The sequence below is a fragment of the Streptomyces sp. NPDC102402 genome (genome assembly GCF_044765765.1).
In the GTDB taxonomy this organism is placed as follows: domain Bacteria; phylum Actinomycetota; class Actinomycetes; order Streptomycetales; family Streptomycetaceae; genus Streptomyces.
In genome coordinates this window covers 313,588-327,643 of sequence record NZ_JBIWKR010000007.1, presented here as the reverse complement: position 1 = coordinate 327,643, position 14,056 = coordinate 313,588, and the positions used below count along the sequence as shown (strand labels likewise).

The 14,056-nt window shown below is 71.0% G+C and carries 13 protein-coding genes; 9 read left to right on the top strand and 4 right to left on the bottom strand.

Annotated features, from left to right (window positions below; genetic code table 11):
- Window positions 1-131: 131 nt before the first annotated feature.
- The 9 genes from infC (at window position 132) to ACIRJR_RS22415 (ending at window position 9,964) form a co-directional block, all read left to right on the top strand.
- A complete protein-coding gene (gene infC, locus ACIRJR_RS22455) occupies window positions 132-794 on the top strand; it encodes a translation initiation factor IF-3 (protein WP_399836389.1) in 663 nt (220 codons plus the stop codon).
- Between the two features lie 120 nt (window positions 795-914).
- A complete protein-coding gene (gene rpmI / locus ACIRJR_RS22450) occupies window positions 915-1,109 on the top strand; it encodes a 50S ribosomal protein L35 (RefSeq protein ID WP_099176763.1) in 195 nt (64 codons plus the stop codon).
- Window positions 1,110-1,221: 112 nt separating this feature from the next.
- Entirely contained in the window at window positions 1,222-1,605 is a 384-nt protein-coding gene (rplT, locus tag ACIRJR_RS22445) for a 50S ribosomal protein L20 (RefSeq protein ID WP_003970214.1), read from the top strand.
- 154 nt (window positions 1,606-1,759) lie between these two features.
- Window positions 1,760-2,599, top strand: coding sequence for a TrmH family RNA methyltransferase (locus ACIRJR_RS22440; RefSeq protein ID WP_403783521.1), 840 nt, complete (start codon window positions 1,760-1,762; stop codon window positions 2,597-2,599).
- A 141-nt stretch (window positions 2,600-2,740) separates the two neighbouring features.
- Window positions 2,741-3,895, top strand: a complete 1,155-nt coding sequence (locus tag ACIRJR_RS22435; RefSeq protein WP_403783519.1) for an ATP-binding protein — start codon at window positions 2,741-2,743, stop codon at window positions 3,893-3,895.
- A 114-nt stretch (window positions 3,896-4,009) separates the two neighbouring features.
- Window positions 4,010-5,137, top strand: coding sequence for a phenylalanine--tRNA ligase subunit alpha (gene pheS / locus ACIRJR_RS22430; protein ID WP_103516630.1), 1,128 nt, complete (start codon window positions 4,010-4,012; stop codon window positions 5,135-5,137).
- Window positions 5,137-7,647 carry a phenylalanine--tRNA ligase subunit beta gene (pheT, locus tag ACIRJR_RS22425; protein WP_403783517.1) on the top strand — a complete coding sequence of 837 codons (2,511 nt, stop codon included), beginning with the start codon at window positions 5,137-5,139 and terminating at the stop codon, window positions 7,645-7,647. Before pheS ends, pheT begins: the two co-directional genes overlap by 1 nt.
- A gap of 358 nt (window positions 7,648-8,005) precedes the next feature.
- A complete protein-coding gene (locus tag ACIRJR_RS22420) occupies window positions 8,006-9,346 on the top strand; it encodes a transcriptional regulator (protein ID WP_403783515.1) in 1,341 nt (446 codons plus the stop codon).
- 87 nt (window positions 9,347-9,433) lie between these two features.
- A complete protein-coding gene (locus tag ACIRJR_RS22415; protein WP_403783513.1) occupies window positions 9,434-9,964 on the top strand; it encodes an NUDIX domain-containing protein in 531 nt (176 codons plus the stop codon).
- Between the two features lie 204 nt (window positions 9,965-10,168).
- Here the strand turns inward: ACIRJR_RS22415 and ACIRJR_RS22410 are convergent, their stop codons facing one another.
- The 4 genes from ACIRJR_RS22410 to ACIRJR_RS22395 form a co-directional block, all read right to left on the bottom strand.
- Window positions 10,169-10,618, bottom strand: a complete 450-nt coding sequence (locus ACIRJR_RS22410; RefSeq protein WP_403783511.1) for a MarR family winged helix-turn-helix transcriptional regulator — start codon at window positions 10,616-10,618, stop codon at window positions 10,169-10,171.
- A gap of 100 nt (window positions 10,619-10,718) precedes the next feature.
- Window positions 10,719-11,582, bottom strand: a complete 864-nt coding sequence (locus ACIRJR_RS22405; RefSeq protein ID WP_403783509.1) for a fumarylacetoacetate hydrolase family protein — start codon at window positions 11,580-11,582, stop codon at window positions 10,719-10,721.
- Between the two features lie 32 nt (window positions 11,583-11,614).
- A complete protein-coding gene (locus tag ACIRJR_RS22400) occupies window positions 11,615-12,655 on the bottom strand; it encodes a cupin domain-containing protein (RefSeq protein WP_403783507.1) in 1,041 nt (346 codons plus the stop codon).
- 23 nt (window positions 12,656-12,678) lie between these two features.
- Complete coding sequence (locus ACIRJR_RS22395) at window positions 12,679-13,887, bottom strand: FAD-dependent monooxygenase (protein ID WP_403783505.1); 1,209 nt, start codon at window positions 13,885-13,887, stop codon at window positions 12,679-12,681.
- Window positions 13,888-14,056 lie beyond the last annotated feature (169 nt).

The window sequence follows — 14,056 nt, the reverse complement described above, 5'->3', positions numbered from 1 at the left end:
GTTCCGGTAGTTCCTGGAGCCCCGCCTGTGTCCCGTCCGGGGCATTTCTGGTTTCCCGGCTCGGTTGGTCTTACAGAAGACGTTACGCGGCTGTCCGCCAGGCGGTCGCGTGGTGCTACCGAGGAGGATCCATCAGCGCCGAGCCCCGCATCAACGACCGGATTCGCGTTCCCGAGGTGCGACTTGTCGGTCCCAGCGGCGAGCAGGTCGGGATTGTTCCGCTTGCCAAGGCCCTGGAGCTCGCACAGGAGTACGACCTCGACCTGGTCGAGGTGGCGGCGACAGCCCGTCCCCCCGTGTGCAAGCTCATGGACTACGGGAAGTTCAAGTACGAGTCGGCCATGAAGGCCCGTGAGGCGCGCAAGAACCAGGCGCACACGGTCATCAAGGAAATGAAGCTCCGGCCGAAGATCGACCCGCACGACTACGACACCAAGAAGGGTCACGTCGTCCGGTTCCTCAAGCAGGGGGACAAGGTCAAGATCACGATCATGTTCCGTGGTCGTGAGCAGTCCCGCCCCGAGCTGGGCTTCCGACTGCTCCAGCGTCTCGCTTCGGACGTCGAGGACCTTGGGTTCATCGAGTCCAACCCGAAGCAGGACGGCCGGAACATGATCATGGTTCTGGGCCCGCACAAGAAGAAGACCGAAGCCATGGCCGAGGCCCGCGAGGCCCAGGCCGCCCGCAAGGCGGAGCGTCAGGGGTCCACCCCCGACGCCGAGTCCGAGGGTGACACCGCTGAGGCTCCGGCCGCGGCGGCCGAGGCTCCGGCCGAGACACCTTCCGAGGCGTGACCTCCGGGGGCAGCCACCCAGGCGCCCCCGGGTCCCTCGGAAACCACCCAAAGATCTGACGCCCCTGCAGTCCGGTGCCCGCACCGAGAGGGGCGCCACTGACGAGGAGATAACGGCGTTATGCCGAAGAACAAGACGCACAGCGGTGCCAGCAAGCGCTTCAAGATCACCGGCTCCGGCAAGGTGCTGCGCGAGAAGGCCGGCAAGCGCCACCTGCTCGAGCACAAGTCGTCCAAGAAGACCCGCTCGCTGACCGGCACGGTCGTCGTGGCTCCGGCCGACGCCAAGAAGGTCAAGAAGCTTCTCGGCAAGTGAGGCGCCGTCTCCGGTGAACCCGGAGACGCCCTCGATCCGACCGGGACCAATTCGTTTCCGGGTCGGGTGAGTCTGAACTGCGACCACCCGCCCCCGCTGCAAGGAGTTAAAAGTGGCACGCGTCAAGCGGGCAGTAAACGCCCACAAGAAGCGCCGGGCGATCCTCGAGGCCGCCAGCGGTTACCGCGGTCAGCGTTCGCGCCTGTACCGCAAGGCCAAGGAGCAGGTCACCCACTCCCTGGTCTACAACTACAACGACCGCAAGAAGCGCAAGGGCGACTTCCGTCAGCTCTGGATCCAGCGCATCAACGCGGCTGCCCGCCAGAACGGCATGACGTACAACCGCCTCATCCAGGGTCTGAAGGCCGCCAACATCGAGGTGGACCGCAAGATCCTGGCCGAGCTCGCGGTCAACGACGCCAACGCGTTCGCCGCCCTCGTCGAGGTCGCCCAGAAGGCCCTCCCGAGCGACGTCAACGCCCCGAAGGCCGCCTGATCCAGGCAGCACTTCCAGCGTTCCGAGCCGGACCCGCAGGCGTGTGCCGTCTGCGGGTCCGGTGCGTTGCACGACGTGTCGCGTACGTAGTCAGCCGTACGCAGAGAAACGTACGCAGAGAAACTGACATACGCAGAGAGGCTCGCCGCCGACCATGGGCACCCCCGAACTGATCTCCGCGCGATCGCCGCGAATCGCCGCCGCACGCAGGCTGGCCAGGCGCAACTTCCGCGGCAAGGAGCGCAGGTTCATCGCCGAGGGGCCGCAGGCCGTGCGGGAGGCCGCAGCCCACCGGGGCGGCGACGGCGAGCCCACGCTGACGGAGCTCTTCGCCACCGTCGAGGCCGCCGAGCGGTACGCCGACATCATGGACGCCGCCCGCGCCGCGGGCGCCCGCGTACACCTCGCCGACGGCGACGCGCTCGCCGACGTCTCGCAGACGGTCACCCCCCAGGGCCTGATCGGCGTCTGCCGCTTCCTGGACTCGCCCTTCGAGGACATCCTCGCGGCGAAGCCCACCCTGGTCGCCGTCCTCGCCCATGTGCGCGACCCCGGCAACGCGGGCACGGTGCTGCGCTGCGCGGACGCCGCGGGCGCGGACGCGGTCGTGCTCACCGACGCCTCCGTCGACCTCTACAACCCCAAGTCGGTCCGGGCCTCCGTCGGCTCGCTCTTCCACCTGCCGGTGGCCGTGGGCGTACCCGTCGAGCAGGCCGTGCGGGGGCTCCGGGACGCCGGTGTGCGCATCCTGGCGGCCGACGGAGCCGGTGAGGACGACCTCGACGACGAGCTCGACGCGGGCACCATGGGCGGCCCCACCGCCTGGGTGTTCGGCAACGAGGCGTGGGGGCTGCCGGAGGAGACGAGGGCCCTGGCCGACGCCGTGGTCCGCGTCCCCATCCACGGCAGGGCCGAGAGCCTCAACCTCGCCACCGCCGCGGCCGTGTGCCTCTACGCCTCCGCCCGGGCTCAGCGCCCTCCGCGTACCGGCTGATCCCCGCCGGCGCACCACCGGCCGATACGAGCCACACCCCGCCGGTGCACGCCCGGAGGGTGTCGCCCGGCTGCTGACGCCTAGTAGGGTGACGGACTCGGGGGCCCACTGCACCGGTTCGAGAGGTGGGGTTACGGGAAGATGGCAGTCGGCATGAGCAGGCCGCGAGCGACACACACGGCCGCCGTGCGCGCCCTCTCCGACGGGTCCGGCGGAAGCCGGGCCGCCGGTGACCCCGCGACGGGCATCGACCCGGACGACCTGCCCGACGGTCTCGTCGTCGCCGACGAGGACGGCACGGTCGTCTGCTTCAACGCGGCCGCTGCCCGGATCACCGCCACACCCGCGGCCGATGCCCTCGGCCGGCCCCTGGACCAGGCGCTTCCCCTCGAGGACCTCAGGGGACGACGCTGGTGGGATCTGACCGACCCGTACGGCGGGCTCGCCATCCGGTCCGGCCAGCCCGAGCAGAATCTGCTGCTCCCCGGCGGCCGTGAGGTCCTGGTCTCCGCCCGGTACGTGCGCGAAGGGCCGACCGGCCCGGTCCGGCGGCTCGTCGTCTCGCTGCGCGGCACCGAGGCCCGGCGCCGCACCGAGCTGAGCCACGCCGAGCTGATCGCCACCGTCGCCCATGAGCTGCGCTCACCGCTGACCTCGGTCAAGGGCTTCACCGCCACGCTGCTGGCCAAGTGGGAGCGGTTCACCGACGACCAGAAGCGCCTGATGCTGGAGACCGTCGACGCGGACGCCAACCGTGTCACCCGGCTCATCGCCGAGCTGCTCGACATCTCCCGCATCGACTCCGGCCGGCTCGAGCTGCGCCGCCAGCCCGTGGACATCTCCGCCGCCGTCGAACGCCATGTCCAGGCCCACACCGCGAACGGCCAGGCGCCCGACCGCTTCCTCGTCCACACCCGGCAGCCACTGCCCGCGCTCTGGGCCGACCCCGACAAGGTCGACCAGGTCCTCGGCAACCTCCTCGAAAACGCGGTGCGCCACGGCGAGGGAACCGTCACCATTGAGATCGCCCCTGCGCCCGCACCGGGCAAGAGCGACGAGAGCGGAACGGCAGTCACCGTGAGCGACGAAGGTCCCGGCATCCCCGAGGAGTCGATGGGCCGCGTCTTCACCCGTTTCTGGCGGGGGAGCAAGCGCGGCGGGACCGGCCTGGGCCTCTACATCGTCAAGGGCATCGTCGAGGCCCACGGCGGCACCATCACGGTGGACCGCGCGCCCGGGGGCGGCGCGGAATTCCGATTTATCCTGCCCGTGAGCGCGCCGGCCTATCTGGTCTAGGCGGCCCACGGGCTCCTTCGTCCACCGGCGGCCCGTAGACTCGACTTTTGGCACCTTTGCGTCCTCAGTCGTCGAACCAGGGTCGCCACCAGCCAATCGGAAGCACGGGAAGAGATGTCGGCACCGAACAAGTCGTACGACCCAGTCGAGGTCGAGGCACTGAAACCGGAAGAGATCGAGCGCCTGCGGGACGAGGCGTTCGCCGCCTTCGCCGCCGCGGGCGACCTCGACGCGCTCGCCCAGGCGAAGACCGCGCACACCGGTGGTACCTCGCCCCTTTCGCTCGCCAACCGGGAGATCGGCGCGCTGCCGCCGCAGGCCAAGGCCGAGGCGGGCAAGCGCGTGGGCCAGGCCCGCGGCGCCGTCTCCAAGGCACTGGCCGCCCGCCAGGCCGAGCTGGAGGCCGAGCGTGACGCCCGGGTGCTGGTCGAGGAGGCCGTGGACGTCACGCTGCCCTACGACCGCACCCCGGCCGGTGCGCGCCACCCCCTGACGACCATCATGGAGCGCGTCGCCGACGTCTTCGTCGCCATGGGCTACGAGATCGCCGAGGGTCCCGAGGTCGAGGCGGAGTGGTTCAACTTCGACGCCCTCAACTTCGTGCCCGACCACCCGGCCCGGCAGATGCAGGACACCTTCTTCGTCCAGGGCGCCGACGGTGCCAAGGGCGACGAGTCCGGTGTCGTGCTGCGTACGCACACCTCGCCGGTCCAGGCCCGCTCACTGCTCAGCCGCAAGCCCCCCGTCTACGTGGTCTGCCCCGGCCGGGTCTACCGCACCGACGAGCTCGACGCCACGCACACCCCGGTCTTCCACCAGATCGAGCTGCTCGCCGTCGACGAGGGCCTCACCATGGCCGACCTCAAGGGCACCCTCGACCACATGGTCCAGGCGCTCTTCGGCCCGGACATGAAGACCCGGCTGCGGCCGAACTTCTTCCCGTTCACCGAGCCGTCCGCCGAGATGGACATGGTCTGCTACGTCTGCCGCGGCGAGTCCGTCGGCAACCCGGACCGCCCCTGCCGCACCTGCGGCAGCGAGGGCTGGATCGAGCTGGGCGGCTGCGGCATGGTCAACCCCAAGGTGCTCGTCGCCTGCGGTGTGGACCCCGAGAAGTACAGCGGATTCGCCTTCGGGTTCGGCATCGAGCGGATGCTGATGTTCCGCCACAACGTAGAAGACATGCGAGACATGGTCGAGGGTGACGTCCGGTTCACCCGGCCGTTCGGGATGGAGATCTGATGCGCGTCCCGCTTTCCTGGCTGCGGGAATACGTCGACCTGCCGGCGACGGAGACCGGCCGTGACGTACAGGCCAAGCTCGTCTCCGTCGGCCTCGAGGTCGAGACCGTCGAGCAGACCGGCGCCGGTCTCAAGGGCCCCCTCGTCGTCGGACAGGTGCTGACCATCGAGGAGCTGGAGGGCTTCAAGAAGCCCATCCGCTTCTGCACCGTCGACGTCGGCACGGCCAACGGCACCGGCGCACCGCAGGAGATCGTCTGCGGCGCCCGCAACTTCTCCGTCGGCGACAAGGTCGTCGTGGTCCTCCCGGGCGCGGTGCTGCCCGGCGACTTCGCGATCGCCGCGCGCAAGACGTACGGCAAGACCTCGCACGGCATGATCTGCTCCACCGACGAGCTCGGCATGGGCGACGACGGCACGCACGGCATCATCGTGCTGCCGCCGGAGTACGAGCCCGGCACCGACGCGATCGAGCTCCTGGAGCTCGTCGACGAGGTCCTCGACATCGCCGTCACACCGGACCGCGGCTACTGCCTCTCGATGCGCGGGGTGGCCCGCGAGACCGCCATCGCCTACGGGCTGCCGCTGCGCGACCCGGCGCTGCTCGACGTGCCCCCGCCCAACGCGCACGGCTACCCGGTGAAGGTGTCCGACCCGATCGGATGCGGCAGCTTCACCGCGCGCACGGTCACCGGCCTGCGGCCCGAGGCGCGATCCCCGATCTGGATGCAGCGCAGGCTGCAGAAGGCCGGGATGCGCACCGTCTCGCTCGCCGTCGACATCACCAACTACGTGATGCTCGAACTCGGCCAGCCGCTCCACGCCTACGACCGCTCCCGGGTCGCGGGCACCATCGGGGTCCGCCGCGCCGGGCAGGGCGAGAAGCTCACCACGCTCGACGGCGTCAAGCGCGTCCTGGACGCCCAGGACCTGGTCATCACCGACGACCGCGGGCCGATCGGCCTCGCGGGCGTCATGGGCGGCGCCGACACCGAGATCGCCGACCACGCCGAGGAGGCCGGGACCACCGAGGTCGTCATCGAGGCCGCGCACTTCGACGCGATCGCCATCGCCCGTACCGCGCGCCGCCACAAGCTGAGCTCCGAGGCGTCCAAGCGCTTCGAGCGCGGCGTCGACCCGCAGGCCGCCGCCGCTGCCGCGCAGCGCACGGTGGACCTGCTGGTCCTCCTCGCGGGCGGCACGGCCGAGGCGGGCGTCACGGAGATCACCGCCCCGTCGGCACCTCACAGCATCGCGATGCCCGCGAGCCACCCCGACCGGGTGGCAGGCGTCGCCTACGGCCGCGAGACCGTCGTACGCCGCCTCCAGCAGGTCGGCTGCGACGTCTACGGGCAGGACGAGCTGATCGTCACCGTGCCGTCCTGGCGCCCCGACCTCTCCGAGCCGAACGACCTCGCGGAAGAGGTCATCCGGCTGGAGGGGTACGAGAACCTCCCGTCCACCCTGCCGACGCCGCCGTCCGGACGCGGGCTCACCGAACGCCAGCGGCTGCACCGCCGTGTGGGCCGTGTGCTGGCCGGATCGGGTTACGTCGAGGCGCTGAGCTACCCGTTCATCGGCGATGCCGTCCTCGACCAGCTCGGCCTGGAGAAGGACGACGCACGCCGCCGTACGGTCACCCTCGTCAACCCGCTCTCCGACGAGGAGCCCGCGCTGCGCACCACGCTGCTGCCGGGTCTGCTCGGCGCGCTGCGGCGCAACGACGGCCGGGGCAGCCACGACCTGGCGCTCTTCGAGACCGGCCTGGTCTTCAGGCCGTCCGGCGAGGAGACCAGGGCCGTGCGGCTGCCCGTCGACCGCCGCCCCACCGACGAGGAGATCGCCGGACTGGACGCGGCGCTCCCGCGCCAGCCCCGCCGCGCCGCCGTCGTCCTCGCGGGCGCCCGCGAGCAGGCCGGCTGGTGGGGCAAGGGACGTCCCGCCGGCTGGGCGGACGCCGTCGAGGCGGCCCGCGCGATCGCCGGCGAGGCGGGTGTCGAGCTGACGGTCCGCGCGGACCGTCACGCCCCCTGGCACCCGGGCCGCTGCGCCGCGCTGTACGTCACGGTCGCAGGTGAGGAGACCCTCTTCGGACACGCGGGCGAACTGCACCCGCGGGTCGTCAAGGAACTCCACCTGCCCGAGCGGACCTGCGCCATGGAGGTCGAGCTCGATGTCCTGGAGCAGGCCGTCGACGGCGCGCTCCAGGCGCCCCGGATCTCCACCTTCCCGGTGGCGACCCAGGACGTCGCGCTCGTCGTGGCCTCCGACGTGCCCGCCGACGCGGTGGAGAAGGCACTCCACGAGGGTGCCGGCGGCCTCCTCGAATCGCTGCGGCTGTTCGACGTCTTCACCGGCGAGCAGATCGGTGAGGGGAACAAGTCCCTGGCGTACGCGCTGCGGTTCCGTGCCCCGGACCGCACGCTCACCGTGGAGGAGGCCTCCGCGGCCCGCGACGCCGCGGTCGCCCTGGCCGCCGAGCGCACCGGTGCGGTGCTGCGCGGCGCGTAGCCACCCCGGAAGGTGAGAAGGGGCGTATCCGGCCACCGGATACGCCCCTTCTGCTCTCGCCGGACGGCCTGGGGACCGCACACGGGCCTGCTGTCATCGGGGCAGCGGGCTGTGCGATCCGGCGCCGCCCGCCCTGCCACGGAGTGTCGGGCAGGCCGGCAGAGCGGACGGCGCGGGTGCGGGTCGTCGAACTGTACGAGGGGGAGCCGACGACCCGGCCGCCTCTTGCGAGGCACTCATTCAACCGAGCGGTGCCCGGGCGCGGCAGAGTGCACAGCAGGAGGGTTCGGGCATTCCGTTCACACCCCGTGTGAATCGTGCTCCACTAGGCTCATCGCGACGCGCACATGGGGGGGCAATGGAGCCCAACGTCCTGCTCGAATCCCTGATCGACGAGGCGGGTGTGTCCCGTGCCGGGCTCGCCGGCCATGTCAACCAGGCCGGCCGTGCCCGCGGGCTGTGCCTGCGCTACGAACACACGGCGGTCTCCCGCTGGCTCAAGGGCCAGCGCCCGCGTGGGCAGGTGCCCGACCTGATCTGTGAAGTCCTCGCGAGCAGGCTGGACCGGCCCGTCACGCTCGACGACGTCGGCATGGGGATCGCCGGGCTCCACGCGGCGGCCCCGAGCGCGGGTCTCTCCGGCTTCGTCGAGCACGCGACCGCCCTGTGGCGCTCCGACGAACTCCAGCGTCCCCACCTCGCCACGGCGCCGGCCGTCACGGGCACCACGGCGGTGATCCCGGTCTGGGAGTGGGAGAACCCTCCCGAGGATGCCGACGTCTCCCGCCCCGGGGCGTCCCGCGTGAGCATGGCGGACATAGAGATGCTCCGCGCGGCCCGCGCCCACTACGAGCAGATGTACCGGAAGGCGGGGGGTATCGCCACCAGGTCCCGCATCGTCGGCTTCCTCAACGCCGAGACGGCGCCGCTGCTGCGGAGCGGGTACAGCGATGCCACGGGCCGCCAGCTCCACCGCGCGACCGCCGGACTGGTGGCCGTCGCCGGCATCTGCGCCTACGACTCCGACGCCCACGGGCTCGCCCAGCGCTACTTCCACCAGGCGCTGCGCCTGGCCAAGGCGAGCGGGGACCGGGGGCTCGGCGGCTATGTGATCGCGCTGCTCGTGAACCAGTCGCTGTACCTGGCCGAATTCCGCCGGTCGGTCGCCTTCGCCGAGGCGGCCCTGCGTGCCGCGGGCCCCCACATCACCCCCGCGCTGGCCACCGATCTGCATGCGATGCAGGCCAAGGCCTACGCCCAGCTCGGCGACCACCGCAGCGCCCTGGAGTGCATCGGCCGTGCGGAGGCCGAGTCCGGACGCATCGGCAGCGGCACCGAACCGGACGAGACGGGGTACGTCCAGCCGGGCCTCGTCAACGTCCAGGTGGCGGAGGCGCTGCTGAGCCTCGGGGAGCTCGCCGCTGCCCGAGAGCACGCCACGGCGGCCGTACGCTCCCCGGCGCACGACCGCGGGACCGTGCACCGGCTCGCCCTGCTGACCCATCTCGAACTGCTCCAGGGCGAGGCGGACAGAGCGGCGGGCACGGCCTCCGAAATGGCGGAACGCGCCCGGGGCATGGAATCCCAGCGGCTCAGGGACCGGCTGCGCTCCGTACGGGAACACCTGGCCGCGAGCGGCTGCGCCGACGCCGAAACGGCGGCCGGACTGATCGACGGAGCGCTGCGCGTGCCTCTGTGAGCCTCTGCCGGGAGCCCTGCGCGCGTTCCCCTGCGGAGCTGACCCTGCTCCGATGTTGCCATCGACCAGTTGGAAGGTGGCAGAACTGTGCAGTGGACGAACTTGAACGAACAGACTGTGTATGAGAATCGCTGGTTCCGGGTCAATCTGGCGGATGTCGTTCTCCCTGACGGCCGGCATCTGGACCACTTCCTCATCCGGCTCCGGGCCGTCGCCGCGGCGACCGTCGTCAACGAGGCCAACGAGGTCCTGCTCCTGTGGCGGCACCGCTTCATCACCGACAGCTGGGGCTGGGAACTGGCCGCGGGCGTTGTCGAGGACGGCGAGGACATCGCCGCCGCCGCGGCACGGGAGATGGAGGAGGAGACCGGCTGGCGCCCCGGCGAACTGCGCCCGCTGATGACGGTCGAACCGGCCAACGGTCTCATCGACGCCCGGCACCATCTCCTCTGGACCCGGGAGGCGACGTACACCGGGCCTCCGGCAGACGGCTTCGAGTCCTCACGGCGTGAGTGGGTGCCGCTCAAGCTCGTGCCGGACATGATCGCGCGTGGTGAGATCCCGGCGGCGAACATGGCGGCGGGGCTGCTGATGCTCCATCACATGCAACTGGGCTGAGGACGCATACGGCCGCGGACGCCACACCCCGGTGCGGTGGACCCGCCGGAGATTCCGGGGTCAGCCGCACCGGCGGACGGCTCGGCCGCACACCGGCGGACGGCCTCCGACCCGTCCCGGAACGCGAGCCGTACGTCCTCGCGGGTGAGGGCGGAGAGGCGCGGGCACCGGGCGGGCCTCATCCGAAGGACGCCCTGCCGGGTCTCAAGCCCCGTCGCGGAGCGACTCCTCGTCCAGCGAGGCAAGTCTGCTGAGGATGTCGACGGCTGTCGCCCGTTCACCCTCGGGCAGTGATCTGAGGAGCAGTTCGTTGATCCGCTCTGCCGGAGCGATCAGGGAGTCGAGCAGGGCGGCCCCCTCGTCGGTGAGGCTCAGCAGGGTCCGCCTGCGGTCCTCCTCGTCGCGCACCTGGCTCACGAGCGCCTGGTCGGTCAGGCGGCGGATCATCAGGTTGACCGTGGAGCGGTCCAGCGAGGTGAGGCGTGCGAGAGTCCGCTGGTCGACGCCGGGGTCCCGGCTCAGCGCGTTGAGGATGGCGAACTTCTGGGAGGTGATCTCCCTGGACACGTGCTGGGTCCAGAGAGCCGTGTGCACCTGCTCGGCACGCCGGATCAGATGGCCGATGTAGTGGGGCAGCTCCAGTGCGCGCGCCACGGTGCTCCCTCCGTCCGTCGTCTAGGTGGTGCCGGCCGGGAGACAGCCGGTCTGGAGGGAGTCTAGGAGTGCCCGGCACCACCCTGTGCGCGGCCTTCCGTCAGCGGTCCCGTCCGGGGCGCTGCTCGTACGGGATGGCCAGGGAGCCGTCGACACCCACTTCGAGACGGCCGACCCGGTCGATCTCCAGGACGACGCGGTCCCCGTGGCTGAGCGGTCCCACGCCGGCGGGCGTGCCTGTCGCGATCACGTCGCCGGGGTGGAGTGTCATGACGGACGAGGTGTAGGCGATCAGCTCGGCCACCCCGAAGATCAGGTCGGCCGTGTTGGTGCGCTGCCGGGTGGCGCCGCCGACGTCGCAGCGCAGGCCGAGGGAGTCGGGGTCCGGGATCTCGTCGGCGGTGACGATCCAGGGGCCGATCGGCGTGAACGTGTCGAACGACTTGCGTGTGGAGCGGTCCTCGCCGGAGCGCACGGTGATGTCCAGAACGCAGGTGTAGCCGAAGACGTGGTCCAGCGCGTCGGCCGCGGCGACATGGCTGGCGGTGCGTCCGATGACGACGCCCAGTTCGCCTTCCTGGTCGGTGCGCCTGTCGGTGTAGGGCAGGACGATGTCCTGGCCCGGGCCGATCACGGAGGAGTTGGCCTTGAGGAAGACCCCGAGGTCGGCGACCGATGTGGTGTAGGCCATCTCGGCCTTGTGGTCGAGGTAGTTGACCGGTGCGCCGACGACCTTTCCGGGCCGGGGCAGAGGGGCCTCGAGGTCCGCTTCGACGAGCGGCACGCGTGCGCAGCCGGTGAGGTCGACCTGTACTGCCCCGTCGCGTGCGACGGTCTCGATGTGCTGGTGCAGCGCACCGGCCGCACCCGGGGTGCGGGCTCCGGTGAGTTGTTCGGTCACGTCGACGATGTCGTCGCCGTCGATGACTCCGAGGCGTCCCTTGCCGAACAGGGCCAGGCGCATCGTTGCCTCCTTGTGAAGTGTCGGGTGGGGAATCAGGCGCCGGGGTCGGCGTCTTCGGTGCGGTAGAGGCCGAGGGAGCGCATGACGGGCTCGTCGCTGTACGAGAACAGGACCGCGTCATCGGAGGCGGACGCGTTCAGATGGCGGTAGGAGGCCCAGCCGGGCACGGCGAAGGTGTCGTGCTCGGCCCAGTCCAGTCGTACGCCGTCCACGATCGTGGCGCCCTCACCGCGGACGACGTTGAAGATGGTGGAGGCCGTGTGCCGGCGGCCTGCTCCCCGGAATCCGGGGCGCAGGCGCTGGACGCGGCAGCCGATGGTGGGCATGACGGGGCCGCCCGTCCACGGGTTGGTGTACTCCAGGACGATGCCGTCGACATCGCTTCCCTCGGCCGTGTCGGCGATACCCTCCAGCGACCGCTGGGTCTCCTGCCAGGTGTAGCGGGTGACGGGGGAGTGGGGCCCGTCCTGCGAGAGCCAGACGGGATTGAGCCTGCCGTGGAGGAACTGCCTGCTGCCCGCGTCGTCCGCTCGGGTGACGGGCTGGAGGCGCTGGTGGAACTTCTCGTAGAAGCCGGCTTCCAGGCTGTTCACCAGCGGGTAGTCGAGGGCGTCGAGCCAGATCATGGGCACGTCGCCCTCATGGGTGTGGTCGTGCCAGTGCCATCCCGGGGTGAGCAGCAGATCACCCGGGGCCATGAAGACGCGCTCCCCGTCGACCGTCGTCCACGCGCCGCTGCCCTCCAGGATGTAGCGGAAGGCGTTGGAGGTGTGCCGGTGGGCCTGGGCGGTCTCGCCGGGCAGGATGACCTGCAGGCCGGCGTAGAGCGTGTTGACGGTGGCCGGGGGATCGGTCAGACCGGGGTTGACGAGCATGAGGACCCGGCGTTCGGCCTCTTCCAGCGAGAGGGTCCGGGAGAAGTGCAGCAGCAGAGGCCGCAGTTCCTGCCAGCTCCAGCGGTAGGGAACGGCGCGGCTCTTCGGCCGGGCGGGGAACAGGTTCCCGTAGAAGCGCCAGAGCGGCGCAGCGCCCAGGCCCGGCAGGGCCTCGTAGGCGAGTTCGTCGGTCGTCATGGTGTCCTCCTGCGGTTGCTGGATCACGGGATGGGGACGGTGGCCCGGGACGGCGTCCACACCCAGGACACGTCGTCGAAGTCCTCGGGCCCGCGTGACGCGAAGAGCTGGTTGCGCAGGGTGGCCCCCATGCCCTCCAGGTGACAGATCTCGCCGAAGCGGCGGGCTCCGGTCTGGATCCGGGCCGCGCGCTCGCGGCGCTGGTCGGCATAGGCCGCGAAGGCGTCGGCAGGGTCGGTGAACCGGCCGAGAGCCCCTCCGAGGGCGACTGCGTCTTCGAGTGCCTGACAGGCGCCTTGAGCGAGGTACTGCAGCATCGGATGCGCGGCGTCGCCGAGGAGCGCGATCCGGCCGTGCACCCAGTTGTCGATGGGGAGACGGTCGAACAGCGGCCAGCGCCGGTCCCGCGCTATCAGGGGCAGGGCGTCCCGCACGGCCTGGCAGCTTCCCGCGAAGCGTTCCTCGAGTTCGGCCTCGGTGCCCCAGGCGTCGGAGTCCGGTGTGTAGTGGTCGCTCTCGAACACCGCGACCTGGTTGTAGAGCTCGCCGCGCCGTACCGGGTACTGCACCAGGTGCATGCGCGGCCCCGCCCAGACCATCACCGCGTCCGACGCGGCGTGCTGTGACATCCGGCCGGTCATCCTGTCCGCGGGAAGGGTGCCGCGGAACGCCACGTAGCGTGAGCAGACAGGTTCGCCGTCCCCGACCAGGGCCTGGCGCAGGCGCGAGTGCAGACCGTCCGCCGCCACGACCGCGTCGGCCCGCAGTTCCGTCGAGGTCTCGGCGAAACGCAGGCGGACCGCGGAGTCGTCCTGTTCGGCGTGCGTGACGGTGTGCCCGGTGCGCAGCGTGATGGCGGGGTGTTCCTGGCAGGCGGCGAGGAGCGCGGCATGCAGGTCCGTGCGGTGCGTGACCAGGTAGGGGTGGCCGAAGCGCTCGGTGTACGCCGGGCCGCGGAGATCGAGCGAGGTGACCTGGTCTCCGCTCAGGGCATCCATCATCACGAGCGCGGGCGGGGCGACCGCGGTGCGCTGGACCGCGTCGAGCACCCCCAGTTCTTCGAGGGCCTGTGAGGCGTTCGGAGCGAGCTGCAGGCCTGCGCCGATCTCCCCGAACCGGGCGGCGCGTTCCACCAGGGTCACGTGGTGACCGGCGCGGGCGGTGGACAGGGCCGCGGCCAGACCGCCGATGCCGCCGCCGACCACGGCGATGCGGAGTGGAACAGAGGTCACGGACATTTGGCCTCCTTGACAGGGAAGTGGAGGACACCGATGGCAGGCGACGAGGAGCGCCCGTAATGATCAGTACGCCAATCGTTGGTGTACGGATCATATTGCGGGAGTGCTGCTCCGGTGTCAACGGTCGAGCGGAGACGGCTCAGGCGGAAGGGCGCCCGTGGGT

Coding starts and splice junctions, on each gene's coding strand:
- rpmI (WP_099176763.1), top strand. CDS start 915: ATGCCGAAGAACAAGACGCACAGCGGTGCCAGCAAGCGCTTCAAGATC.
- ACIRJR_RS22440 (WP_403783521.1), top strand. CDS start 1,760: ATGGGCACCCCCGAACTGATCTCCGCGCGATCGCCGCGAATCGCCGCC.
- ACIRJR_RS22435 (WP_403783519.1), top strand. CDS start 2,741: ATGGCAGTCGGCATGAGCAGGCCGCGAGCGACACACACGGCCGCCGTG.
- pheS (WP_103516630.1), top strand. CDS start 4,010: ATGTCGGCACCGAACAAGTCGTACGACCCAGTCGAGGTCGAGGCACTG.
- pheT (WP_403783517.1), top strand. CDS start 5,137: ATGCGCGTCCCGCTTTCCTGGCTGCGGGAATACGTCGACCTGCCGGCG.
- ACIRJR_RS22420 (WP_403783515.1), top strand. CDS start 8,006: ATGGAGCCCAACGTCCTGCTCGAATCCCTGATCGACGAGGCGGGTGTG.
- ACIRJR_RS22405 (WP_403783509.1), bottom strand. CDS start 11,582: ATGCGCCTGGCCCTGTTCGGCAAGGGACGCCTCGGAGTCATCGACGGC.
- ACIRJR_RS22400 (WP_403783507.1), bottom strand. CDS start 12,655: ATGACGACCGACGAACTCGCCTACGAGGCCCTGCCGGGCCTGGGCGCT.